We start from the raw sequence: 22,120 nt of genomic DNA on the forward strand, positions 1-22,120 counted from the left end.
AGATCGACCGCGCCACCTCCGGACGTTTCAGGTGCGTCCAGTGCGATACCGGGCGCCACACCCTTGGAGACACTTCACTGTGTGGGAGGGTCGTGGCGCCGGGTGCCGCTGCGCTGCTGTTAGCCGCTGCCGGCGGCCGGCGTTCAGAAGGGGCGGTTGTTCATCACCATCGGGCACTCGAACGGGTCGGCGTGCCCCAGCCCGACGCGGTTGAGGTACTCCACCACGATCCGGTAGGACTCCAGCAGACCTGTCTCGGTGTAGGGGATATCCCGGGCTTCACACAGTTCGCGCACCATCGGGCGCACCTGGCGCAGGTTCACACTGGGCATCCTCGGGAACAGGTGGTGCTCGATCTGGAGGTTGAGCCCGCCCATCGCCCAGGTCATCGCCGCCCCGCCGCGAATGTTCCGGGAGGTCATCACCTGACGGTGCAGGAAGTTGACCGTGTCGTTCTTGCCGATCAGCGGCATGCCCTTGTGGTTGGGTGCGAAACTCGCGCCCATGTAGAAGCCGAAGACCATCAGTTCCACCACCAGGAACGCCAGGCCCAGCCACGGTCCGAGCGCGAACACGAGTAGGACCGGGAAGCCGATCAGCCGCACTGCTACGAGCACCGACTCCAACGCGCGGTAGCGCAGGTCCTTGCTGGTGACGATCGTCTGGATCGCCCGGAAGTGCAGGTTGAACCCTTCCAGGGTGATCATCGCGAAGAACAGCCATCCCTGCCGGCGGGTGACCCAGCCGAGCACGCCGCTGCGGCCGGGGGCGTCCTCGGGGTTGAAGACCAGCGCCCCGGTCTTGATGTCCCCGTCCTTGCCGATGGTGTTCGGGTCGGCGTGATGCTTGCCGTGCTTGCGAGCCCACCAGCCATTGCTCAACCCCACCACCAGGTTGGCAACCAGGATGGAGAGCCATTCGTTGCGCTTGCCGGAGGAGAACACCTGCTGGTGTGCGGCGTCGTGGCCCAGGAACGCGGCCTGGGTGAACAGAACCCCGAACAGCACGGCCACCGCCAACTGCCACGGCGTGCGACCCAAGGTGAACAGCAGGGTGAACGCTCCGCCGAAGGCGACCAGCAACACCACACCACGGGCGATGTACCAGCCCGGACGGCGACCCAGCAGCCCGGCGGCCTTCACCTTGCGCTTCAGTTCCAGGAAGTCGCTGCGCTGCGCAGCCTGCACGGCACTCCCGCGCCCAGGAGTTCGGGGCGCGGCACCGGCCCGAGCAGAAGGCGTGGCACCGGCCTGCGCAGGACCGGCGGGTGAGGATGCGCCACCGATCAGTGCGTCGTCCCCGGGCTGGACGGACTGGGGTGCCGGAGCAGTAGTGGTCATACCTGGAATCTAGGTTGCCGATCGGCACCGGCACATCACCCGCCAGAGCGAACCTCCACCCCCTACTGCGGTAGGGGCTCGGGGCACTCGGGGCGCGCTGGGCCCGAGAAGTGCGCCCGTGACACCTGTGTCGCCCGGGCCCGCACATGCGTACACCGGGCCGCCCCACGTGGGGCGGCCCGGTGCACGGAGATCATGGGCAGTATGTAGGGCTACACGCGACCCCGGCCCCTCGTGACCAAGGACATGATGATCGAGGCGACCAGGATGATGATCCCTATCCAAATCAGGATCTGGGCCGCTTCGACCGCGACTCCGATCACCAGCATGATCACGATCACGCCAACGATAATGAGGATCAACCACAGGGCCATACTCTGCTCCTTCGTTCGATGCGCCTTCCGACGCTCAGTTGTGCATCTGAGCATGGCGGCAATCGTGTGGTTCGGCATCTTGAACGGTGTGGTCGTGGCCGGAAGGGGTGGTGGCAACCGCTGCGTCACGCCACGAGATCCGCGCCGTTCCAGGCTCTATCGTTCACGGTGACCCGGTCGATGCGCAGGGCGGCGCCTGCGCCTGTCCCGGGTTCAGTGCGGTGCGCCGGACTCGGTAGGCTCGCCGGTGATGTCTGAGAAAACCGAAACCAGCGAACCCACTCCGGAGCCCGGTGTCGAGGACGAACTGGTCACCACCAGCCACACCCTGACCACCTCTGCCGGACCCCTGCACTACACCGCCAAGGCCGGCCGGGTGGTGCTGTATGAGGACAAGGTCGACGACGGCGTGTGGCAGGGTCGTAAGGCCCGCGCCCAGGTGGGTGTCACGGCCTACACCCTGGACGACGCCGACCCGGCCGAGCGGCCGGTCACCTTCGCCTTCAACGGCGGTCCCGGCTCGGCCAGCGTCTGGCTGCACCTGGGAGTGCTCGGTCCGCGGCGGGTGGTGATGGGTGACGTCGGCGACCTCCTCCCACCGCCCTATGCCCTGGCCGACAACCCCGAGAGCCTGCTCACCGTCTCCGACCTGGTGTTCATCGATCCGGTCTCCACCGGGCACTCCCGTGTGGTGGAGGGGCAGAAGGCCGCTGACTTCCACGGGTTCACCGGCGACATCGAGTCGGTGGGCGAGGTGATCCGGCAGTGGGTCACCGCAGAGGGACGTTGGATGTCCCCGAAACTGCTGGCGGGGGAGTCCTACGGCACCACCCGTGCCGCCGCGCTGGCCCAGCACCTGCAGTCCAGCGGGATGTACCTCAACGGGCTGATGCTGATCTCGGCGGTACTGAACTTCGCCACCAACCGGTTCCAGCCGGGCAACGACGCCGCGTATGCGATGTTCCTGCCCTTCTATGCCGCGACGGCGCACTATCACGGCAAGCACCCGGGCCGGGAGCTGGATGAGGTGATCGCCGAGGCCGAGGCCTACGCGGCGCGTGACTATCCGTACGTGCTCAGCCGGGGCAGCCGGCTCACCGCTGAGGAGCGTGCCGAGGCCGTGACCAGCATCGCCCGCCTGGCCGGGGTGAGCGAGGAGTACGTGGACCGGGCGAACCTGCGCCTGGAGCATCTGCGCTACTTCACCGAGTTGCGCCGCGATGAGGGCCTCACGGTGGGCCGGCTGGACTCCCGGTTCACCGGGCCGGCCGCCTCCGGTATCGCCGCGCGGATGGACGCCGACCCGTCGATGGATGTGATCCTGGGCCCCTACGCCACCGCCTACCAGCACTACATGCGGGCCGAGTTGGAGGTGAAGGACCCCAGCCCCTTCCATGTGTTCGGACCGAACGTGATCGGGGAGTGGAGTTACAAGGAGTTCGAGAACGCCCCGGTGTGTTGGACCGGCTCTCCCGTGCGATGCGGCAGAACCCGCACCTGCAGGTACACGCGGCTTTCGGCTACTTCGACGGCGCCACCCCGTTCACCAGTGCGGAGGAGGATCTGGCCCACCTGGACATCCCGGAGTCCTTGCAGGCCAATATCGAGCGCAGGTACTACAAGGCCGGCCACATGATGTACGTGCACGAGCCGAGTCGGGTGGCCCAGTGCGCCGACCTGGCTGACTTCGTCCGGCGGGCCACCGGCCGGGGCTGATCTCCACAGTCTGCGCCCTGGGTGATGCGGCAGGCCCATCGACCTGTGTTAGTGACTGACATCTACATCGCGCTCGACGTCGCCCTCGACCTCCTGGGAGGGTCATAGCCATGCTCGTCCTGGAGGACGTGTGTCGCACCTATCGCAACGGACCCGGGGTGCACCACCTCGACCTACGTGTCAGAGCCGGTCAGATCGTGGCGCTCGTCGGCCTCAACGGGGCAGGCAAGACGACGTTGATGCGCCTGGCGTTGGGCATGCTCCGCCCCGATCGCGGCACCGCGCACCTCTTCGGCAGGCCGTTGCGCGGGTTGCCCGCCTCCCAACTGGCTCGCCTCGGCGCGCTGGTAGAGGCGCCGTTGGCCTATCCGGAGTTGACCGTGCTCCAGAACCTGAATCTGGTGGCGCTGCTGCGGGGCACCGGATCCCACCGGATCGCGCAGACGCTGGAGCACTGGGAACTGACCGAGCTGGCCGCTCGCCGTTACCGCCGGTTGTCCGCGGGGAACCGACAGCGGGTGGGTCTGGCCGCGGCCCTGGGCCATGATCCGGAACTGATCGTGCTCGACGAACCCAGCGCCGCCTTGGATCCTGCGGGCGTGATCGTGCTGCGAGAGACGCTGCGGCGCCGTGCCGGGGCCGGCGCGGGTGTGCTGGTCAGCAGCCATCACCTCGATGAGGTGGCCAGGATCGCCGACCGCATCGTGGTGATGAACGCCGGTCGCCTCATCACCGACCTGGATCCGGCCGCCACGGACTTGGAGCGGGTCTTCTTCGAAAGCGTCCGCCGCGACGACGAACAACGCCGGGGGTCCCAGGCCCCCGCCAGCAATCGACCTGATGACGGCGCTTCGGGCGAGGAGCCGCGATGACGGCGGCGATCAGAACCGAAGCGCTCAAACTCTTCCGGTCCGCGGTGGGAGTGCTGGGCACGATCGCACTCGTCGGGGGTGTGCTCGTCCTGGTTGCCGGGCTCACCACGGCGGTGCGCGCCGGGAACGCTCAGGTGATCGCCCAAGCCGGCCCCGGCGCGCAACTGGACTGGGCGGGCATGTTGGCCATGTCGATGCAGATCACTGCGGCCGGCGCGTTGCTGGGGTGCGGGGTGGTGCTCACCTGGCTGGTGGGCCGAGAGTTCAGTGACGGCACGATCAGTGCCCTCTTTGCCCTCCCGGTGTCGGTTGGCCGCATCGTGCTGGGGAAGATCGCCGTCTATGGCCTGTGGGTGGTGGCGGTGCACCTGGCGCTCGCCGCCGGGCTGCTCGCGCTGGGTCTGTTGCTCGGGTACGGCGTCCCGGACGCCGGAGGGTGGGCGGGGCTCCTGAGGCTGTTCGTGCTGGGACTGCTCACCGGCGCGATCGCGATGCCGGTGGCCTGGGTCGCGACCCTGACGCGCTCGGTCCTGGCCGGAGTAGGGGCCACCATCGGCCTCGTCGCGCTCGCGCAGGTGGGGGTCCTGGCCGGGGCCGGGGGCTGGTTCCCGCTCGCCGCGCCGGCGCTGTGGGCGATGTCCGGCTCCGGGACGCCGGCCGTGGGTATCGCCCCTGGGACGTCGGTCACGGGCGTGCACTTGCTGATCGTCGTCATGACCTCCGTGTTCTTCGCCCTGCTGCTCTGGCGGTCCTGGTCCAGGCTCCAGATGGATCACTGAGTCACAGGCCGGCGCTCAGGTGTTGAACTGCCTGTCGCCACCCGTCCGGATTCCGCCCGTCGGGGACCTGGGCGATGGTCAGCCCCAGCACGAGCGCTCCCAGCCAGCGCTCCTCCAGATCGCTCAACGGCCGCACCGATCGGTATCCGTCCATCAGGGACTCCCGGGCCGCCGGGGGTGCCGGGTCCCAGGTGGTGTAACGGGTAGCGAGCAGGGTGCAAGCGAGGGCCAGGTCCAGCACCGCGTGATCGAGGGTCATCTCGTCGAAGTCGAGTACCGCGCTGACCTCGGGGCCGTTCATGAGCACGTTCGGGCCCCGGAAATCGCGGTGCACCAGTTGGGCCGGGGTGCCCAGGGCGGGTAGGTCAGCAAGGAGGGCATCCAGGCGGTCCGCAGCGTGTGGCACGCAGGGACGGGCGGGGCCCGCGACGGCGCCGTGCAGACGGCGGTGCAGGTCGGGCTCGCCCACCCGGTGCCCGGCTTGGGGCAGGTCGACGACGGCGCTGTGCAGCCGGGCGAGTACGGCACCGGCCGCGCGGACCCCGGCCAGGTCCCCGGCATCCAGCAGAGTGCCTGGTACCAGCGGCTGCACGATGACCGACAACCGCCGACCGCGCGGGCCGGGCGCCGCGGGTGCCGCGCCCGCCTGCGCCGCCGGGTCGTCGCCGTCGTGCTGCGTGAGGCAACGACCTCCGCTGTGCAGCCCATCGCGGCGTTCGACTCCGGCTGCTGGTCCTTGCAGCACCACCCGGGTGGAGCCGTCGTTCGCCGGCGTGGGAGCCGCGACCGGAAGGCCCACCTCCCCCAGGTGGGCCACGACGTCGGCGATCAGGGCCAACCGGTCGAACCTGGTGGCATCGGCGCACGCTTTGACCACGACGATGCCCTGGTCGGTGTGCGTCCAGGCGATCGCGTTGTGGTCGCTGAGCACGATGCGCTCCACCTGTCGCACGCGCAGCGACCAGTGCCACCGCAGCACGGCGGTGAGCCAACGGGACATCGCGGACAGGTCCGCGAATCCGAATCGTTCGGTGAGCGCCCGGGCAGCGTCGACGCGCTCCCACAGCATCGACAGGCCGGGGGCGAACACACCCGCCCGACGTTAGCAGCCCCGCCGGGAACCCCGGCGCTGCTCAGGCCTGCGGGTCTGCCTGCCAGCGCGCCAGGTCGTCGTCGGTGATCTGCGACATCTCGGTGGGCTGGGTGATGCGAATGTGGTTCCCGAACGGGTCCCGCAACGCGCAGTCGATTCCGTAGGGCTGGTGCACCGGCTCCTGGGTGAACTCCACCCCCTTGTCCCGGAGGGCGGCGTAGGTGGCGTGGCAGTCGTCGGTGTTGAACATCGCCACCGCCCCCATGGCGCCCTTGGTGACCAGATCGCGGATCCGCGCGGCGTCGTCGTCGGAGATCGCCGGTGGCCCGGGCACCTCCAGCAGGATCTGTCGGGCCGGGTCCGAGGGTGGTGCGACGGTGAGCCAGCGCATGAAGCCCATGTCCACGTCGCTGGTGATCTCCAGGCCGAGTTTGCCGACGTAGAAGTCCAGCGCCTCCTCCTGGTCGAGTACGTAGATTCCGTGTATTCCGATGGTGGTGAGCATGGTCCCCACGCTAGGAGGTGGGCAGGACCGGGTGCTTATCCGAAACTGCTCGGTCCGCGCTGCCTGCTCGATCCGGTACGCCTGCTTTGTCCGCGCTGCCTGCTCGATCCGGTACGCCTGCTTTGTCCGCGCTGCTCGGCCTGGTCCACCCCTTCACGAAGCACACCGGTGCCGTCAGTGGTGTCGCCTGTGCCCGGTAGGCGCTCGGCGAGCGCCCGATGATCGCGGTGAACGTACGGCTGAAGGTGCCCAGGCTCTCGAACCCGACCGCGAAGGAGATGTCGGTGACGTTCAGCCCGGTGTCACGCAGCAGCGCACAGGCACGTTCGATGCGGCGGCGTTGTAGGTACCGGTGCGGCGTCTCCCCGAAGGTGGCGCGGAACTGCCGGGAGAAGTGGGCCGGAGACATCACCGCCACCCGGGCCAGGCCGGGCACGTCCAACGGCTCGGCGAAGTCGCGGTCCATCGCGTCCCGGGCGCGCAGCAACCGGCGGTTCTGGTCCTCGTTCGGGTGCATAGCGCTCCTGTGGCCGGACATCTCCGGTGCCGCGGGCATGTGCCCGCCGAGCATGGGCGTGCGACGACTCCCGCAGTGGGTGGTTTCAGTACTAAGCGTAGCGGGCGGTGAAGTTGCGCAGAATGGCCGGGGGGTGCTGCACGGCGGTCTGCTCCAGCGCGGCGAACAACGCGGCCTGTTCCTCCGGTGGGTAGTACCCGTGCCGGTCGTAGGTGGCCAGGCGCCCCAGCAGCCCGGGCAGATCAAGTTCGGGGTGGAACTGCGTGGCGTACAGGTTCTGCTTGACCCGGAACATCTGCACCGGGCAGCCGGCGGAGGTGGCCAGCAGCACCGCGCCGGGTGGCAACTGGGAGCACGCCTCCTTGTGGCCCACGTAGGCATCGAAGGTGTCGGGCAGTCCCTCCAGCAGCGGGTCGGCCCGCCCGTCGGGCGTGAGTGTGATCGGCACCGCTCCGACTGCCTCGCCGTAGGTGGTGTCCACCACCGCACCCTGGTGCACGCCCAGGGTGGCGACGCCGTAGCAGGCACCCAGGAACGGGAAGTCCCGGGCCACGACCTCATCGAGCAGTGTCGACAGGTCGGCCTCCACCCGGCGCTGCACCGCCGACTTCGCCTCCGGCTGGTCGGAGGAGTTGAACGGGCTACCGCCCACCAGCACGCCGGAGTAGGCGTCCAGTTCGATCCGCGGCAGCGGACCGGCCTCGGCCCGCACCCGGTGCAACTCCTCCGGGCGCAGTTGCCCGTAGTTCAGGAACGCCGCGTACTCGCTGTCCGCTGCGTCGTCCTCGGCCCGGGTGGCGATGAGCAGGAACGGCTTCACAGGTTCGTGAGCCAGGTGGTGCCGATCAGCACGCTCCAGAACAGGGTCACCGCGTAGCCCAGGACCATCCCGCCCAGGGCCATTCCCCGTCCGGTGCGCTGGTAGTTCCGGGTCCGGTACACCCCGAGGTGCCCGAACACGATCGCCAGCAGCGCGGGTACGGCGACCACCACCCCGGCCAGGGCCAGCACGAGGGAGGCCGCGGCGAACCCGCAGGCCGGGGTGCGCGGGGAGAAGTAGCCCGGCCCGGCGAAGACAGTCGCCGGGTCCGGCAGCGGCCGGGTGAACTCGTTGACGAACGCTGACGAGTCCGGCAGCAGCCGGGCGGTGCCGGCCGGGCTCCGGGCGTAGGGACCCGAGGTGACTTGCACCGGTGCGGCCGGCATCGGGGTGGCGGGAGTGCGCAACGGAGCGAAGCCGGCTGAGCGTGTGGTGCCGGCGCGGGTAGCCGTGCCGGTGTCACTCATCGGCGTCGCCGTCGTCCCCCTCGCCGCCCTCGCCGCCCTCGCCGTCGTCCTCCTCGGCCTCGTCGAGCACCACGGGTTCGCAGCCGGGCAGCGGGTCCAGGGGGACCTCGTCCTCCAGGGTCACCGACTCCAGCGGCAGTAGCCCGTCGAATTCGCCACCGACGGTGATGGTCAAGGTGTCCTCGGTGCGCCCGTCGAGTTCGATGAGGGCCTCGGGGAAGTGGGCGGCCACGGTGTAGGCGTTGGCCACCGCACTGGGGCCGGAGACGATCCGCACGATTCCGTCGAAGCGGACGGGGGCGTTGCCCTCATCGCCGATGACGACTCCGCGCTCGGCGAGCGACGCGGCGGTTCCGGCGGCCAGGCCGGCGCGATTGGTGCCGTTGAGTACGTCGGCGGCGATCTCATCCATCGGCACCGGCAGCGCATCGGGAGGAGGGCACGGGGCGGCGGGTGCGGCTTCCTCGGGTTCGGGGGTCTGGATCGGAATGTTCACCGGCGCCGGCAGGATGCCCACCCAGATCGCCCCGGCGGCCAGGCCGATCACCAGCAGACCCGCGATCAGCGAACCGAAGATGACGGTTTGGCGCTGTTGCAGGTGCCGGCGGCGGGACTCGCGCGCCTCGTGTGCGCGCTTGGCGTCGATCGAACTCACGGCAGAACCGTATCCGACAACGGGCTGATGACGCTGGCCAGCACGGCCCGTGGTCCGAACTGTGAACGTAAGGGCATCAGAGTTCGAGCACCCGGGCGTGCAGCACATTGCGCTGCTGCAGCGCCGCCCGCAACGCCCGGTGCAGCCCGTCCTCGAGGTACAACTGTCCGCGCCAGGCCACCACGTGGGCGAAGAGGTCACCGTAGAACGTGGAGTCCTCCGACAGCAGGCTGCGCAGGTCCAGGGTGGCCTTGGTGGTGATCAACTCATCGAGGCGGACTTGCCGCGGCGGGATCTCCGCCCAGTCCTTGGGGGTGTCGTGACCGTGCTCGGGGTAGGGGCGGTCGTCGCCCACGGCCTTGAAGATCACCCCTCGATGGTACCTGCGACCCGGAGGTGCTGTGACGGATGCCGGCGCCGCTTCGCTCGCCCGGCGGGGCCGGTGTGAGTGTGTCCGGTGCTCCGGGCGCGGCTTGGGGAAAGTGCCGCCTGATGCTCGTGCGCCGGTGGGCGTGTGCAGATCGGGGGCCGGGCGGGGATCATGGCCGCGCTGACTCTAGGAATCTCGCGGGGAGAGGGGCCGTCGACCCATGCGCCACGGCAGCGCGAGCCAGAGGCCGACCAGCAGTACCGCCGCCGCGCCGGCCGCGATCCAGGTGGCGGGGGCGCCCAGCACCATCTCGAACACGAACGCGGCCGTCCCGGTGACCACCAGACCGAACGTGAGCAGGCCGATCTGGGCCAGTGTGTTCGCGGTCTCGACCAGTTGCGGTTTGCGGCGGCGCCGGAACAGCCGACGGTGCAGGCTCACCGGAGCCACCAGGAGCGCGGTGGTGGTGACAGCCAGTGCCACTAGCACCAGGTACAGGGTCCGCTGGAAGTCGTCGAGTTCGGTGAACCGCGGTTGGAAGGGCAGGGTGAGGAGGAACGCGGTGAGGATCTGGATCCCGGTCTGGGTGACGCGCAGTTCCTGCATGAGTTCATCCCAGTTGCGGTCCGAGCGCTCGGTCTCGGTCTCGGCGCGCTCGGCGCGGGGTGCCTTCCGGCTCGGCGCCTCCTGGTCAGAACTCACCTTCGTCATTGTGCCCGGTAGCGGTGGGCGCGGCAGGTCGAGCCCTGAGGGTGGTTGTGCCTGGGTGCCGGCCCGGAGCCGGGCGGGTTCTGGGTGAGTGGACCGGCTCGTGGGAACGCCCACGACGTGCAATCCGTACCGATACGATGCCGGGCGAGCCACGCCGAGGTGGACGACAGGATCAGGGCCGAATAGGAACGCAGAGGTGCGCTGTGGCGATATGGACGTTGTACCGAGACGGTAAGTCAGTAGCTCCCGGGGAGGCGGTGGGTCCCAAGCAGCGCCTGACGTGGCCCCGCACCATCGGTCTGGGCAGTCAGCACGTCGTGGCCATGTTCGGCGCCACATTCCTGGTGCCGCTGCTCACCGGGTTCCCGCCGGCCACCACGCTGTTCTTCTCCGCGATCGGGACCATCCTCTTCCTGGTCATCACCCGCAACAGGGTGCCCAGCTACCTCGGATCGAGTTTCGCCTTCATCGCCCCGATCGGTGCGGTCACGGCCTCCCAGGGCATGTCCACCGCAGTCGGCGGAATCCTCATCACCGGGGTCCTGCTCGCCCTGGTGGGGCTCGTGGTCCACTTCGCGGGTGCGAAGTGGATCGATATCGTCATGCCACCGGCGGTGACCGGCACCATCGTGGCTCTGATCGGCTTCAACCTCGCCCCGGCCGCCTGGGGCAACGTGCAGGAATCACCGGTGACGGCGATCGTCACCCTGGCCGGGATCGTGCTGATCACGGTGTTGTTCCGGGGGATCCTCGGGCGCCTGGCGATCCTGGTGGGCGTGCTCGCCGGCTACGCGGTCGCGGTGATCCGCGGCGAGGTGGACTTCACCAGCGTCGCCGAGGCCGCCTGGGTGGGCCTGCCCCAGTTCACCGCCCCCACGTTCGACATCGCCGTCGTCGGCCTTTTCGTGCCCGTGGTGCTGGTGCTGGTTGCCGAGAACGTCGGCCACGTGAAATCGGTGGCGACGATGACCGGGGAGAACCTGGACGATGCGATGGGCCGGGCGCTCTTCGCCGACGGCGTGGCCACCACCCTGGCCGGGACCGGTGGCGGTTCGGGCACCACGACCTACGCCGAGAACATCGGCGTGATGGCAGCCACGCGGGTGTACTCCACCGCCGCCTACGCGGTGGCCGGGGTGGCGGCGTTGCTGCTGAGCCTGTCGCCGAAGTTCGGTGAACTGATCGCCACGGTGCCGGCCGGTGTGCTCGGGGGTGCCGCCACCGTGCTGTACGGGATGATCGGGGTGCTCGGTGCGCGAATCTGGGTGCAGAACAAGGTCGACTTCTCCGACCCGGTGAACCTGACCACCGCCGGCATCGCGCTGGTGATCGGCATCGCGAACTACACCTGGGTGGTGGGCGAACTGCGGTTCGAGGGCATCGCGCTGGGGACCGCTGCGGCGCTGGGGGTCTACCACCTGATGCGCAGCGTCTCCCGCTGGCGCGGGACCTCGGCCGAGCCCGCCTCCCCGGCGTCGGTGCCGCACAACCCCACTCCTTCGGACTGACCGCCCGGGGCGCACCTCGCGGCTGCCGCCGCCCCGGCCGCCGGGCGCCCCCCGGCCGCCGGGCGCCCTGAGCGGCGGAGCACCTCACGTCGCCGGAACCATCCAATTGAGCGCTCCCGGCGCCGTTCGGCACGCCTGGGGCGCCGCAACTCTCCAATTGGATGGTTCTGGCGGTTCATCCGTCCGGGTGGGGCGCGGACCCGTCCGGGTGGGTGCGGATTCGGCTGGGGGTGGGGCCGGAACAGGGGATGGGGCCCGGATCGCGGGGGGCTCGGACGCGGGGTGCTCGGACGCGGGGTGCTCGGACGCGGGGGGCCCGGACGCGGGGGGCCCGGATCGCGGGGGGCTCGGACGCGGGGTGCCCGGACGCGGGGGGCCCGGACGCGGGGGGCCCGGACGCGGGGTGCCCGGATCCAGGTGTGGTCCGGTCCGTGGGTGATGTGCGGTGACATCACATGGCGGAGGATGGGGGATTCGAACCCCCGAGGGCGTTAACCCAACACGCTTTCCAAGCGTGCGCACTAGGCCACTATGCGAATCCTCCTGGAACTGCCCCATGAGGATACCGGAACTGCGCGCACGGGCCGAATCCGCATGCTGTGAGATCGCCGACCCTCGTTGCTCGTCACCGGCTGGGAGTGGCCCGACCCCGAGTCGCTCCTCGACCTCGTCGACCCACCGCCGACTCCCGGTTACACTGGAGGCGACCCCTCGCGTGGCGTCATCTTGCTGAACTCCCCCAGGGCCGGAAGGCAGCAAGGGCAGGTGAGCTCTGGCGGGTGCGCGGGGGGTCCTTCGCTGCCCGGATACATCCACAGCGAGCTCGCCCGATGTCAGCCCACTCACCTAGAGTGAGGCGCGTGAGTACCGCCCTGTACCGCCGCTACCGGCCCGAGACGTTCACCGACGTGATCGGGCAGGAGCACGTCACCGAGCCGTTGATGGCCGCGCTGGCCGCGGACCGGGTCACCCACGCCTACCTCTTCTCCGGTCCGCGAGGCTGCGGGAAGACGACGTCGGCGCGGATCCTGGCACGTTGCCTCAACTGCGCCCAGGGCCCCACCGCCCAGCCCTGCGGGCAGTGCGACAGTTGCGTGGAACTGGCCCGGGGCGGGTCGGGAAGCCTGGACGTGGTGGAGATCGACGCCGCCAGCCACAACGGCGTGGACGACGCGCGGGAACTGCGCGAGCGGGCCGCGTTCGCCCCCGCCCGGGACCGGTACAAGATCTTCATCCTCGATGAGGCGCACATGGTCACCACGCAGGGATTCAACGCCCTGCTCAAACTCGTCGAGGAACCCCCGCCGCACATCAAGTTCGTGTTCGCCACCACCGAACCGGACAAGGTGATCGGCACCATTCGTTCCCGCACCCACCACTACCCGTTCCGTCTGGTGGCCCCGGAGAAACTCACCGACTACCTGCAGTCCCTGGCCCAAGCCGAAGGGATCAGCGTGGCCGGCGGCGTGCTCCCGCTTGTGGTGCGGGCCGGCGGTGGGTCGGTGCGCGACTCCCTGTCGGTGCTGGACCAGCTCATCGCCGGGGCCAAGGATGCCGAACTCACCTATGAGCGGGCGGTGGCGCTGCTCGGGTTCACCCACGCCGCCCTCCTGGACGATGCCGTGGAGGCCCTGGCCGCGCGTGACGGGCTGAGCGTGTTCCGGGTGGTGGACCGGGTGATCGAGTCCGGGCACGCCCCTCGACGGTTCGTGGAGGACCTGCTCGAGCGGCTGCGGGACCTGATCGTGGTCCGCGCCGCCGGCGAGGAGGCGGCCTCGGTGCTGCGCAGCGTCCCTGCCGACCAACTCGAGCGCATGCGCTCCCAGGCCCAGCACATGGGCGCCGGAGCCCTGTCCCGCGCCGCGGACCTGGTCAACGATGGCCTGACCGAGATGACCGGCGCCACGTCCCCGCGCCTGCAGCTGGAGTTGCTGTGCGCACGCCTGCTGCTTCCCGCTGCCGATGACGGCGTGGACGGCTTCGCCGCACGATTGGACCGGTTGGAAGCAGCGATCGCAGGTGCGCCGGCGCCGAGCAGCCCGACAACTGCCCGCCCGACGACGGAGCCGGCCCCCCAGCCGCAGGCCCGGGAAGTGCCCGCGAACGGAGGAACGACCGAGCGGCCCGCTGCGGCTCCGGTACGAGCCCAGGAGGCGGCCCGGGCGGCCCAGCCCGAACCGGCCGGCCGGCCGGCCGAGCCCGCACCCGAACCGGACTCCGGACCGGCGCCGGACGTGGGACCTCACCGGCCGGGAACGAGTCGGGAGGCACCGGCGGCGCCAGAGGAACCGGCAGCACCCGCAGCCGCGCAGACCCCGCCAGACGAGAAAACCCAGGCAGGCGAGCAGGCCGGAGGCGCGATGACGACGGATCAGGTTCGTCGTCGTTGGCCCGAGGTGCTGGACACCCTGGCCCGGCTCAAGCGGACCTCGTGGGCGCTGGTCTCCCAGGATGCCCAGGTGATGGATCTATCCCCGACCACGTTGTCGCTGGGCTTTTCCACCTCGGGCCTGGCCACCGCGTTCCGGTCCGGCCCGCACGGCGACATGGTGGCGCAGGCGCTACGGGAGACCCTGGGGGTGGAGGTTCGGATCGAGCCGGTCCTGAACGACGGTTCCGCGGGCGGTGGTGGCGCCGCTGCGCACCGGCCGGCGCCGACGCAATCCGGTCCCGGGACCCCGGCCGCCGATCCCACCGCGTCCGCCCCGAGTGCCCCGCACGAGCAGACCTCCCGGCCGGCATCGGGTCGTCAGTCGGCAGCCGGGCCAGCGGCCCAGACCGCGGGACCGGGGCAGACCGCGGGACCGGGGCAGGCCCCGCAGCCGGAGCGACCCGCGCAGCCGGAACAGGCGGCGCGAGCCGAGCAGCCCGCGCCTCGCAGTCTCGGTGCGGTCAGTGGCGGTGCGGAGCCTGCGGGCCCGGAAGCCGGTGACGGCCACTCATCGGACCGGCCGCCGCACGGTGCCGGCCGGACCGGACCGAGTGCCACGGGCGCGGCCCGGTCGGCGGGCACGACCTCCGCTGAGGTCAAGGGTCCGCGCGAGGCTCCGGCGAGCGATGCCACGCCGGGAATCGACGGCGATGGCTGGGCCGATGTCCCGGTACGGAGGCCACCGCAGAACTGGTCCGCAGCGGCGAGCGACCCCACCGGCTCCGGCAGCGAATCCGGCACTACGGGTGCGCCGGACCATGACGTGCCGCCCCGCGCGGGCGCGATCCCGGATGAGACGGCCGGTCCGGTCGCGCCGGCCTCACCTGGTTCCGATGCCACACCCGACCACTCGCACCCCTCCTCGGCCCCGGACGCACCGGACCACGGCACCTCCGGCTACCGGGCGATCGCCACCCAGGCGCAGGAAGCCGCCCTGGTAGCCGAGCCACCGCGCAACCCAGATGCGCCCGCACCCGTGCAGCGCCTCGGGGACGAAGCCGATGAGCACTCCGATGACGATCCGGCCCTGGAGACCACCGAGGTGGTGGGCGCGCCGTTGGTGGCGCGTCTGTTGGGCGGAACCGTGATCGATGAGGAGATCGACGATCCCGGGCAGGTGCGGTGATGGTGGCCTATGACGGCGCCGTCCAGGACCTGATCGATGAACTGGGCCGACTGCCCGGGGTGGGGCCCAAGAGCGCCCAGCGGATCGCCTTCTACGTTCTCGGCGCCGATCCCGAGGACGTCCAGCGCCTGGCCACCGCCCTGACCGAGGTCAAGGCGCGGGTCCGGTTCTGTGAGGTGTGCGGCAACGTGGCCGAGGAGGAGCAGTGCCGCATCTGCCGTGACCCACGTCGCGACGGCGCGTTGCTGTGTGTGGTCGAGGAGGCCAAGGACGTCGTGGCGATCGAACGGACCCGGGAGTTCCGCGGGCGCTACCACGTGCTCGGTGGGGCCATCAACCCGATCGACGGGGTGGGTCCGGACGATCTGCGCATCCGCGAACTGCTGACCCGCTGGGCGATGATGAGATCACCGAGATCATCATCGCCACCGACCCCAACGTGGAGGGGGAGGCCACCGCGACCTACCTGGTGCGGATGCTGCGACCGATGGGCCTGACCATCTCCCGGCTCGCCTCCGGCCTGCCGGTGGGCGGGGACCTGGAGTACGCCGACGAGGTCACCCTGGGCCGGGCGTTCGAGGGCCGCCGGGCCGTCGACGCATGAGCCGCCGCCCCAAGGTGGTCCTGATCACCGGGGTCCAGGCCGCCGGCAAGTCCACCCTCGCGCCGTTGCTGGCCGACCACCTCGGCCCGCCGTCGATGGCGCTGGATGGTGATGTCTTCTACTCCGCGGTTCGAGCCGGGCACGCCCGGATGGGCCCCGACCCCGACCCGGAGGCCGTGCGCCAACTACGGCTGCGGTACGAGGCTTCGGCCCTGGTCGCCAACCACTATGCCGCGTCCGGATTCCACGTCGTCATCGCCGACGTGGTCCTCGGGGAGGATGTGACGCCTGGATGGAGCGGATCGCCTCCGCTGAACGACACCTGGTGGTGCTGAACCCCGGCCCGGAGGTTGTGCTGGCGCGCGAGCGGGGGAGGGGCGGGGACTCCTACCGGGACTGGGACCACGGCAGCGGGTCGCCAGCAGAGGGGGTGCGCACGCTGCAGGAGTTCCTGGAGCAGGGCCCGCGGCGCGGGCTGTGGCTGGACACCAGCGCCCTCGACCCCTCGCAGAGCGTTGAGGCGATCCTCGCCGACGGGATGGCCGGTTCGCGGTACTGAACGTGCCGGCCCCGCGGGAAGCCGGGCCGATCGGCGTGCCGCAGCCGGGAAGATAGCCGCAACCCACGTCGATTGCCTACGGTGGGGGCACACCAACGAGACCGGAGGTGGGTAACCGATGGAAGCGAGCCTCGATGCGGACCTGCGCGTGCTGGGTACGGCGACCGCAGCGGTCGCCGAGCAGTTCCTCAGCACCACCAAGGAGGTGGCCTCCGGGTCCAGCCCGGACGTGGCGATCCCGCTGCTGCTGCTCGCGGTCTCGGATCTGGTCACCGCCGGCGCGCGGCTGGGCGCCATCACCGACGTCGTCCCGGCCCACCGGTTCGAGCCCGACGACGGCCCCGAGGTCGACAGTGAGCCGCTGCGGGTCTCCCTGGCGAACGTGCTCGACGGGTTGGATGCCTACTCCGAGGTGATCGACCCGCTCATCAGCGCCGACACCGGTACCGCCCGGCTCAGCGACGACCTGGCCGACATCGCCACCGCGCTGTCCACCGGGCTGCAGCACCACCGTGCCGGACACCCCGACGAGGCGCTGTGGTGGTGGCAGTTCTCCTACCTCTCGGTCTGGGGTGAACGAGCCACCAGCGCCACCCGGGTCCTGATCAGCCTGATCGCGCACCTGCGCCTGGACGTTGACGACGAGGTTGCCGCCGACGCCGAGTTCCACGCCCTGCACGCCACGCCCGGCGAGGTGCCCGCGGACGGCCGGCCGTCCCGGGGCACCCCCGCATCGGGTGACTGACCCGGCGCCTGCCCGCCCACGCTGCGACCCGCGCCGGCACCGAACCCGTCGCGCGAAGCCCGCGTGCGCCGTCGTCGGCCACGCCATGGGACCGTGCGGTCAGGCGACTCGCGCTCCCCGGGACAGGGTCCGGTAGGGCACCGCGAGCCGGCGGATGGCGAGGGTCAGGCCACCGGCCCCCAGCAGCAGGTGCAGACCCAGCCCCCAGGGCCAGTGGGGCGTCTGGGACAGCGCCGGTGGTTCGGGTGCGTCCGGACCGTAGTTGCCGCTCCAGCACTGATCCACCTGCGCGCTCGGCCCCTCGCGGGCCAGTTGCACCGCGCCCCGGATCGCACCCAGGGGCCCCTCGGAGGAGTGCCTGTCGGCGGGGTCGATCGACGGCGCGGCTGAGTCAGCGAGGATCACGAACGGGTTCACCGCCAGCAGCCACCAGGTGCGGTCGGTGTCGGAGACTGATTGCAGGTGGGTCTCCCAGCGGCACCGGGCATCCTCGGCCTGGGCGAAGGGCACGGTGTACACCTGCACCTCCCGCTCCTGGGTGATCAACGGGAACGTCAGCCCGAACAGCACCAGACAGAGGATGCTCAGGGTGCCCACCGTCAGATAGGACAACACCGTGGACCCGGCCGGACGGTTCGTCAGTGCGGAGAACCCCAGACTGACCGCGCACACCACCACCAGCAGCAACGCCAGCACCACCAGGGCCAGGGCCAGGCGTCCGATACCGGTGCGGGACAGGACCCAGGACCAGATCAGGAACGGCATCGAGACCGCCAGGAAGGACAGCGCGGCGAACCACCCGGCCAGTAGCTTCCCCAGCGCCAGATCGACCGGGCTCAGTTTGGTGATCTGCATGATCGCCAACGTGCCGGCCTGACGGTCCCCGTTGATGGCGGTGGAGGACAAGGTCGGCGTGACCAGCAGCCCCAGGCCGAGCACGAACATCAGGATCAACTCGTAGACGAAACGGCTCCCGGGCGCCCCGCCCACGGTGGTCAGGGCCTGGTGCAACAGGATGGAGACCACCCCCACCAGGACGAAGAAGGCCACCAGGGCCACCTTCCACCGGGTCGAGCGCACTCGCTGGCGCAACTCCAGCACCAGGACGGTGCGGACACCCTGCCAGCTCACCGCGCGCGCCCGCTGCTCGGCAGGTTCGACCGGGGCGGGACCGAACGGGTGCTCCGGGCCACCCGGGTCGGCGCCGCCCGGGTGCTGGGAGGTGGGGATCCCGGTGGTCATCGCCGGTCCGCGTCCAACGTGAGGTAGGCCTGCTCCAGCAACCCGCCCACCGGCGTCAGCGTGCTGATCGGCACTCCTGCGCCCACCGCGTCGGCGAGCAACCGTGCCGCAGCCCGTTCATCGGGCAGTTCCACCAGGACGGTGGCGGCCCCTGCAGGTGCGTCGGTGTCCGGGATCAGCCTGACCTGGGCACGGTCGGCCCAGACGGTGAGTGCGGTCGCATCCAGACTGTGCAGCCGCCAGCGCGCCGTCGTGCGTTGGTAGCGGCGAGCAACCCGGCCGAGGAGACCGTGGCACCGCGCGCCAGGAACACCGCGTCGTCGACCATCTCGTCCAGTTCGGCCAACACGTGGGAGGAGATCAGCACGGTGGTGCCCGCCTGCGCCAGGGAGCGCAGCAGCGTCCGCATGTCGATCCGTGAGCGCGGGTCCAGACCCGAGGCCGGTTCGTCCAGCAACAGCACCTGCGGCCGGTTCACCAGCGCCCGGGCCATCCCCAGGCGCTGTTTCTGCCCCCTGGAGAGCACCTGGGCAGGCGCATCGGCGAACTCACTCAGGTGCACGGTCGCCAGCAACTCGGCGGCACGACGGCGGCTCAGGGCAGGGTTGAGCCGGTAGGCAGCACCCATCGTGGTGAGGATCTCGGTGGCGCTCAGGGATTCCCAGGTGCCGAAGGCATCGGGCATCCACCCGATCCGTGACCGGGCCTGCGCCGAGCGCGTCGGGTCCGCGCCGGCCACCAGCACCTCACCGGTGTCCGGGGCGAGCAGCCCGGCGAGCATGAGCAGCAACGTGGTCTTGCCCGACCCGTTCGGGCCGATCAGCGCGGTGACGCTGCCCCGCCGCACATCCAGGTCCACGCCGTCCACGGCTCGCACGTCACCGAAGGCCCGGGACAGGCCCCGGGCCCAGATCGCCGGTGGGGTCGCCGACGGCGTGACGGGCGGCACGGCATCGGCGGTTGTTGCCATGAGCACAATCTAGGCCCGTGCGGCCCCGCTTCGCAGTAGCCGGTGGCGCCGGATGAGTGAAGGTTTCGTGCGCAGGAACGACAGTGGCACAACCCCCGCCTCGCGGGGATCGTGCCACTGGATGTGCAGAGCGCTCAGGCCGGCTGCAGCGGGTCTTCCTTGATCAGCGGGTAGACGCCGTTCTCGTCGTGCACTTCCCGGCCGGTCACCGGCGGATTGAACACGCACACGGTGCGCATCTGGGTGCGCGGGCGCAGGACGTGCTTGTCGTGCTGGTCGAGCAGGTACATCGACCCGGGCCGCAGTTCATGCACCTCGCCGGTGGCGACGTCGGTGATGGCGCCCTCGCCCTCGGTGATGAAGACCGCCTCGATGTGGTTGGCGTACCAGAACTCGTTCACCGTTCCGGGCTTCAGGACGGTCTCGTGGAGGGAGAACCCGACGTGGTCCTTGGCCAGCACGATCCGGCGCGAGCGCCAGTTCTCGGTCGTGATGTCGGCGTCGGTGTCGGAGATGTCATCCAGGTGGCGGACGATCATGATGTGGCGAGCTCCTCAATCTTGTCGGCCGGGTTGGCGGCGAGGACGTCGTCGATGGACTCCTCGAGGATGGTCATGCCGCGCTCGAACTCATCCTTGGTCATGGTCAGCGGCGGCAGCAACTTCAGCACCTCACCCTCCGGGCCGGAGGTCTCGGCGAGCAGGCCACGCTCGAATGCTGTCGTGGTGACCTGGTCGGCGAGCTCACCGTTGGCGAACTGCAGTCCCCGGGCCATGCCGCGGCCCTTGGCCACCAACTGGTGCTCCTCGTACTGAGCCACGATGCGGTTGAACCGGGACTCGACCTGCAGGCCGCGGGCGACGGTCTGCTGCTTCAACGACTCATCCCGCCAGAAGTGACGAATGGACTCAGCAGCGGTAGCGAAGGCCGGGCCGATGCCACGGAAGGTGCCGTTGTGCTCACCCGGTGACCAGATGTCCAGGTCCGGACGGATCAGGGTGACGGCCATCGGCAGGCCGTACCCGGAGAGGGACTTGGACAGTGTGACGATGTCCGGGACGATGCCGGCCTCTTCGAAGCTGAAGAACGAGCCGGTGCGTCCCACCCCCATCTGGATGTCATCGACGATGAGCAGCACGCCGTGCTTCTTGCACAACTCGGACAAGTTGCGCAGCCACTCGGCGCGGGCCGTGTTGAGCCCACCCTCACCCTGGACGGTCTCCACGATCACCGCGGCGGGCTCGTTCAGGCCCCCGCCACCATCGCCGAGCAACTTCTCGAGGTAGATGAAGTCCGGGACGTCCCCGTTGAAGTAGTCGTCGTAGGGCATCGGGGTGGCATGTACCAGGGGCAGGCCCGCTCCGCCACGCTTCATCGCGTTTCCGGTCACCGACAGTGCCCCGAGCGTCATGCCGTGGAAGGCGTTGGTGAAGTTCACCACCGACTCCCGGCCGGTGACCTTGCGCGCCAACTTCAGTGCGGCCTCGACGGCGTTGGAACCGCCCGGTCCGGGGAACACCATCTTGTAGTCGAGATCGCGGGGCTTGAGGATCTCGTTGTGGAAGGTGGCCAGGAAGTCGTCCCGTGCCGGGGTGAACATGTCCAGGGAGTGCACCACCCGGTCGCTGGTGAAGTAGTCCAGCAGCGTTTCCTTCAGGTGCGGGTGGTTGTGGCCGTAGTTCAGGGCCCCGGCGCCGGCGAAGAAGTCAAGATAGGCCCGGCCGTCGACGTCGTGGATCGTCGCGCCGGAGGCGCGATCGAACGAGGTGGGCCAGGACCGGGAGTAACTGCGAACCTGGGATTCCAGTTCGACAGTGCTCATAGGACGGGTCTCCGTTTCATTGGCGTTCGTGCGCATCGGGCCGATGCGCACCAACCCCTCGGCCTCGTGGCCGTCGGGGAAGTCTTCGGTGGTGAACATCTCGCGGCGGTTCAGCTCGGAGCCGCGGGAGCGGGCGAAACTGGTGAACAACCGCTGTGAGGCGGTGTTGTCCGCAGTGATGGTCGCCTCGACGTAGGTGGCCTCGGTCGCCACGTCGTCAAGCAGACGCAGACCCAGTTGGCGACCGCGGTGCTCGGCGGCAACGGCGATCTGCCATACGAACAGGGTCCCGGGCTCGGACTGACGGCGGTACCCGAGTACGAAGCCGGCAGGTTCACCGTCAACCTCGACGATGCGACAGGTCTGCGCGAAGTCCCTGGCGAACAACAGGTAGGCGTAGGAGGTGTTCAGATCGAGGGATCCGGAATCGCGCGCCAGGCGCCACATGGTGGCGCCGTCCTCAACGGCTGGGTTTCGAAAAGTAATCTGGGCAGTAGTGGGCGAGGTCGTTGTGGAAGTAGTCATACCGCCATTCACCGTAGCGAGGTTGCGCCCGGATCTAAACCGGTGCCCGGGGCTGATCCGGGCCCAGGTTGGGCGGATCGCCGCCGAGCGGATTCGGGGTAATCGTTGATAGCGCAACCGAAGCTCGGGGTGGATCAATGGCGGGTCAATCAATCGAAATCTCGTCCGAATAGTGAGACGAATCACGTCGGCCCCAGGGTCCCCCGGTGAGATCGTTAGACACGTCACAAGGTCTCCGACCCGGGACCTCGGTGGTGCGGCGCAACTGAACCTGCGCCGGAAGGACTGAGAATCCGCGGCTTCGTCGCGCTTCCCGCCCGGATGCCGGTGTGTGCCGGCGGAACCGGCGAGTGTACGGCGGGAGTATTA

Annotated in this window: 23 protein-coding genes, 1 tRNA gene, 1 other RNA gene and 1 pseudogene; 10 read left to right on the forward strand and 16 right to left on the reverse strand. The window is 69.8% G+C overall.

Annotation, left to right across the window (positions count from 1 at the left end; all coding sequences use genetic code 11):
* Nucleotides 1-143: 143 nt before the first annotated feature.
* Nucleotides 144-1,340 carry a fatty acid desaturase family protein gene (locus ACRRRO_RS09865; RefSeq protein ID WP_434081461.1) on the reverse strand — a complete coding sequence of 399 codons (1,197 nt, stop codon included), beginning with the start codon at nt 1,338-1,340 and terminating at the stop codon, nt 144-146.
* Between the two features lie 212 nt (nt 1,341-1,552).
* On the reverse strand, nt 1,553-1,714 hold the full coding sequence (locus tag ACRRRO_RS09870; RefSeq protein ID WP_434081462.1) for a hypothetical protein: 162 nt from the start codon (nt 1,712-1,714) through the stop codon (nt 1,553-1,555).
* A 250-nt stretch (nt 1,715-1,964) separates the two neighbouring features.
* Here ACRRRO_RS09870 and ACRRRO_RS09875 point away from each other — a divergent pair, with 250 nt between their 5' ends.
* From ACRRRO_RS09875 to ACRRRO_RS09885, 3 genes are all read left to right on the forward strand, one after another.
* Complete coding sequence (locus ACRRRO_RS09875) at nt 1,965-3,350, forward strand: S10 family peptidase (RefSeq protein WP_434081463.1); 1,386 nt, start codon at nt 1,965-1,967, stop codon at nt 3,348-3,350.
* Between the two features lie 190 nt (nt 3,351-3,540).
* Nucleotides 3,541-4,302, forward strand: a complete 762-nt coding sequence (locus ACRRRO_RS09880; protein WP_424795251.1) for an ABC transporter ATP-binding protein — start codon at nt 3,541-3,543, stop codon at nt 4,300-4,302.
* Complete coding sequence (locus tag ACRRRO_RS09885; protein ID WP_424795250.1) at nt 4,299-5,081, forward strand: ABC transporter permease; 783 nt, start codon at nt 4,299-4,301, stop codon at nt 5,079-5,081. The genes ACRRRO_RS09880 and ACRRRO_RS09885 overlap by 4 nt, the downstream gene beginning before the upstream one ends.
* Nucleotide 5,082: 1 nt before the next feature.
* Here the strand turns inward: ACRRRO_RS09885 and ACRRRO_RS09890 are convergent, their stop codons facing one another.
* The 8 genes from ACRRRO_RS09890 to ACRRRO_RS09925 form a co-directional block, all read right to left on the reverse strand.
* Entirely contained in the window at nt 5,083-6,171 is a 1,089-nt protein-coding gene (locus ACRRRO_RS09890; RefSeq protein ID WP_424795249.1) for a phosphotransferase, read from the reverse strand.
* 43 nt (nt 6,172-6,214) lie between these two features.
* The gene (locus ACRRRO_RS09895; protein ID WP_424795248.1) at nt 6,215-6,679 is read right to left on the reverse strand and encodes a VOC family protein; all 465 of its coding nucleotides are present in this window, start codon (nt 6,677-6,679) and stop codon (nt 6,215-6,217) included.
* Nucleotides 6,680-6,689: 10 nt separating this feature from the next.
* Nucleotides 6,690-7,196, reverse strand: coding sequence for a helix-turn-helix domain-containing protein (locus ACRRRO_RS09900; RefSeq protein ID WP_424795247.1), 507 nt, complete (start codon nt 7,194-7,196; stop codon nt 6,690-6,692).
* Nucleotides 7,197-7,287: 91 nt separating this feature from the next.
* Nucleotides 7,288-8,016, reverse strand: coding sequence for a glutamine amidotransferase (locus tag ACRRRO_RS09905; protein ID WP_424795246.1), 729 nt, complete (start codon nt 8,014-8,016; stop codon nt 7,288-7,290).
* The gene (locus tag ACRRRO_RS09910; protein WP_424795245.1) at nt 8,013-8,483 is read right to left on the reverse strand and encodes a DUF4190 domain-containing protein; all 471 of its coding nucleotides are present in this window, start codon (nt 8,481-8,483) and stop codon (nt 8,013-8,015) included. The genes ACRRRO_RS09905 and ACRRRO_RS09910 overlap by 4 nt, the downstream gene beginning before the upstream one ends.
* Nucleotides 8,476-9,138, reverse strand: coding sequence for a LytR C-terminal domain-containing protein (locus ACRRRO_RS09915; RefSeq protein WP_424795244.1), 663 nt, complete (start codon nt 9,136-9,138; stop codon nt 8,476-8,478). The genes ACRRRO_RS09910 and ACRRRO_RS09915 overlap by 8 nt, the downstream gene beginning before the upstream one ends.
* Nucleotides 9,139-9,214: 76 nt before the next feature.
* Nucleotides 9,215-9,508, reverse strand: coding sequence for a type II toxin-antitoxin system VapB family antitoxin (locus ACRRRO_RS09920; RefSeq protein ID WP_424795243.1), 294 nt, complete (start codon nt 9,506-9,508; stop codon nt 9,215-9,217).
* Nucleotides 9,509-9,694: 186 nt separating this feature from the next.
* The gene (locus tag ACRRRO_RS09925; RefSeq protein ID WP_424795242.1) at nt 9,695-10,210 is read right to left on the reverse strand and encodes a DUF6328 family protein; all 516 of its coding nucleotides are present in this window, start codon (nt 10,208-10,210) and stop codon (nt 9,695-9,697) included.
* 146 nt (nt 10,211-10,356) lie between these two features.
* Here ACRRRO_RS09925 and ACRRRO_RS09930 point away from each other — a divergent pair, with 146 nt between their 5' ends.
* A complete protein-coding gene (locus ACRRRO_RS09930) occupies nt 10,357-11,727 on the forward strand; it encodes a uracil-xanthine permease family protein (RefSeq protein ID WP_424795241.1) in 1,371 nt (456 codons plus the stop codon).
* 456 nt (nt 11,728-12,183) lie between these two features.
* Here the strand turns inward: ACRRRO_RS09930 and ACRRRO_RS09935 are convergent.
* Nucleotides 12,184-12,271 (reverse strand) — tRNA-Ser (locus tag ACRRRO_RS09935).
* A gap of 158 nt (nt 12,272-12,429) precedes the next feature.
* Between ACRRRO_RS09935 and ffs the strand changes: the two genes are divergently transcribed.
* From ffs to ACRRRO_RS09965, 6 genes and pseudogenes are all read left to right on the forward strand, one after another.
* Nucleotides 12,430-12,526: signal recognition particle sRNA small type (gene ffs, locus ACRRRO_RS09940), an RNA gene on the forward strand.
* Nucleotides 12,527-12,587: 61 nt separating this feature from the next.
* Nucleotides 12,588-15,284 carry a DNA polymerase III subunit gamma and tau gene (locus ACRRRO_RS09945; protein ID WP_434081464.1) on the forward strand — a complete coding sequence of 899 codons (2,697 nt, stop codon included), beginning with the start codon at nt 12,588-12,590 and terminating at the stop codon, nt 15,282-15,284.
* Nucleotides 15,284-15,888: pseudogene (gene recR / locus ACRRRO_RS09950) on the forward strand (recombination mediator RecR). Before ACRRRO_RS09945 ends, recR begins: the two are co-directional and overlap by 1 nt.
* Nucleotides 15,885-16,223, forward strand: coding sequence for a phosphotransferase-like protein (locus tag ACRRRO_RS09955; protein WP_434081465.1), 339 nt, complete (start codon nt 15,885-15,887; stop codon nt 16,221-16,223). Before recR ends, ACRRRO_RS09955 begins: the two are co-directional and overlap by 4 nt.
* Nucleotides 16,214-16,447: a hypothetical protein gene (locus ACRRRO_RS09960; RefSeq protein WP_434081466.1), complete on the forward strand. Its 234-nt coding sequence runs from the start codon at nt 16,214-16,216 to the stop codon at nt 16,445-16,447. Before ACRRRO_RS09955 ends, ACRRRO_RS09960 begins: the two co-directional genes overlap by 10 nt.
* Before the next feature lie 118 nt (nt 16,448-16,565).
* Nucleotides 16,566-17,192, forward strand: a complete 627-nt coding sequence (locus tag ACRRRO_RS09965) for a DUF5063 domain-containing protein (protein ID WP_424795238.1) — start codon at nt 16,566-16,568, stop codon at nt 17,190-17,192.
* Nucleotides 17,193-17,291: 99 nt separating this feature from the next.
* On the opposite strand, the gene ACRRRO_RS09970 is transcribed toward ACRRRO_RS09965, so the two are convergent.
* From ACRRRO_RS09970 to ectB, 5 genes are all read right to left on the reverse strand, one after another.
* Nucleotides 17,292-18,434 (reverse strand): ABC transporter permease, encoded by a 1,143-nt coding sequence (locus ACRRRO_RS09970; protein WP_424786778.1) that lies wholly within the window; start codon nt 18,432-18,434, stop codon nt 17,292-17,294.
* Nucleotides 18,431-18,568, reverse strand: coding sequence for a hypothetical protein (locus ACRRRO_RS09975; RefSeq protein WP_434081467.1), 138 nt, complete (start codon nt 18,566-18,568; stop codon nt 18,431-18,433). The genes ACRRRO_RS09970 and ACRRRO_RS09975 overlap by 4 nt, the downstream gene beginning before the upstream one ends.
* A 41-nt stretch (nt 18,569-18,609) precedes the next feature.
* Nucleotides 18,610-19,404, reverse strand: coding sequence for an ABC transporter ATP-binding protein (locus ACRRRO_RS09980; RefSeq protein ID WP_434081468.1), 795 nt, complete (start codon nt 19,402-19,404; stop codon nt 18,610-18,612).
* Nucleotides 19,405-19,538: 134 nt separating this feature from the next.
* Nucleotides 19,539-19,943, reverse strand: a complete 405-nt coding sequence (locus ACRRRO_RS09985; protein ID WP_424786776.1) for an ectoine synthase — start codon at nt 19,941-19,943, stop codon at nt 19,539-19,541.
* On the reverse strand, nt 19,940-21,751 hold the full coding sequence (gene ectB / locus ACRRRO_RS09990; protein WP_434081469.1) for a diaminobutyrate--2-oxoglutarate transaminase: 1,812 nt from the start codon (nt 21,749-21,751) through the stop codon (nt 19,940-19,942). Before ectB ends, ACRRRO_RS09985 begins: the two co-directional genes overlap by 4 nt.
* Nucleotides 21,752-22,120 lie beyond the last annotated feature (369 nt).

The organism is Sanguibacter sp. Z1732 (genome assembly GCF_051020515.1).
In the GTDB taxonomy this organism is placed as follows: Bacteria; Actinomycetota; Actinomycetes; order Actinomycetales; family Beutenbergiaceae; genus CALKWS01.

Excerpts from the sequence above, each read along its gene's own strand:
- ACRRRO_RS09865 (WP_434081461.1), bottom strand. The coding sequence starts at position 1,340 with ATGACCACTACTGCTCCGGCACCCCAGTCCGTCCAGCCCGGGGACGAC.
- ACRRRO_RS09870 (WP_434081462.1), bottom strand. The coding sequence starts at position 1,714 with ATGGCCCTGTGGTTGATCCTCATTATCGTTGGCGTGATCGTGATCATG.
- ACRRRO_RS09875 (WP_434081463.1), top strand. The coding sequence starts at position 1,965 with ATGTCTGAGAAAACCGAAACCAGCGAACCCACTCCGGAGCCCGGTGTC.
- ACRRRO_RS09880 (WP_424795251.1), top strand. The coding sequence starts at position 3,541 with ATGCTCGTCCTGGAGGACGTGTGTCGCACCTATCGCAACGGACCCGGG.
- ACRRRO_RS09885 (WP_424795250.1), top strand. The coding sequence starts at position 4,299 with ATGACGGCGGCGATCAGAACCGAAGCGCTCAAACTCTTCCGGTCCGCG.
- ACRRRO_RS09895 (WP_424795248.1), bottom strand. The coding sequence starts at position 6,679 with ATGCTCACCACCATCGGAATACACGGAATCTACGTACTCGACCAGGAG.
- ACRRRO_RS09900 (WP_424795247.1), bottom strand. The coding sequence starts at position 7,196 with ATGCACCCGAACGAGGACCAGAACCGCCGGTTGCTGCGCGCCCGGGAC.
- ACRRRO_RS09910 (WP_424795245.1), bottom strand. The coding sequence starts at position 8,483 with ATGAGTGACACCGGCACGGCTACCCGCGCCGGCACCACACGCTCAGCC.
- ACRRRO_RS09930 (WP_424795241.1), top strand. The coding sequence starts at position 10,357 with ATGCCGGGCGAGCCACGCCGAGGTGGACGACAGGATCAGGGCCGAATA.
- ACRRRO_RS09955 (WP_434081465.1), top strand. The coding sequence starts at position 15,885 with ATGAGCCGCCGCCCCAAGGTGGTCCTGATCACCGGGGTCCAGGCCGCC.
- ACRRRO_RS09965 (WP_424795238.1), top strand. The coding sequence starts at position 16,566 with ATGGAAGCGAGCCTCGATGCGGACCTGCGCGTGCTGGGTACGGCGACC.
- ACRRRO_RS09970 (WP_424786778.1), bottom strand. The coding sequence starts at position 18,434 with ATGACCACCGGGATCCCCACCTCCCAGCACCCGGGCGGCGCCGACCCG.
- ACRRRO_RS09980 (WP_434081468.1), bottom strand. The coding sequence starts at position 19,404 with ATGGCAACAACCGCCGATGCCGTGCCGCCCGTCACGCCGTCGGCGACC.
- ACRRRO_RS09985 (WP_424786776.1), bottom strand. The coding sequence starts at position 19,943 with ATGATCGTCCGCCACCTGGATGACATCTCCGACACCGACGCCGACATC.
- ectB (WP_434081469.1), bottom strand. The coding sequence starts at position 21,751 with ATGACTACTTCCACAACGACCTCGCCCACTACTGCCCAGATTACTTTT.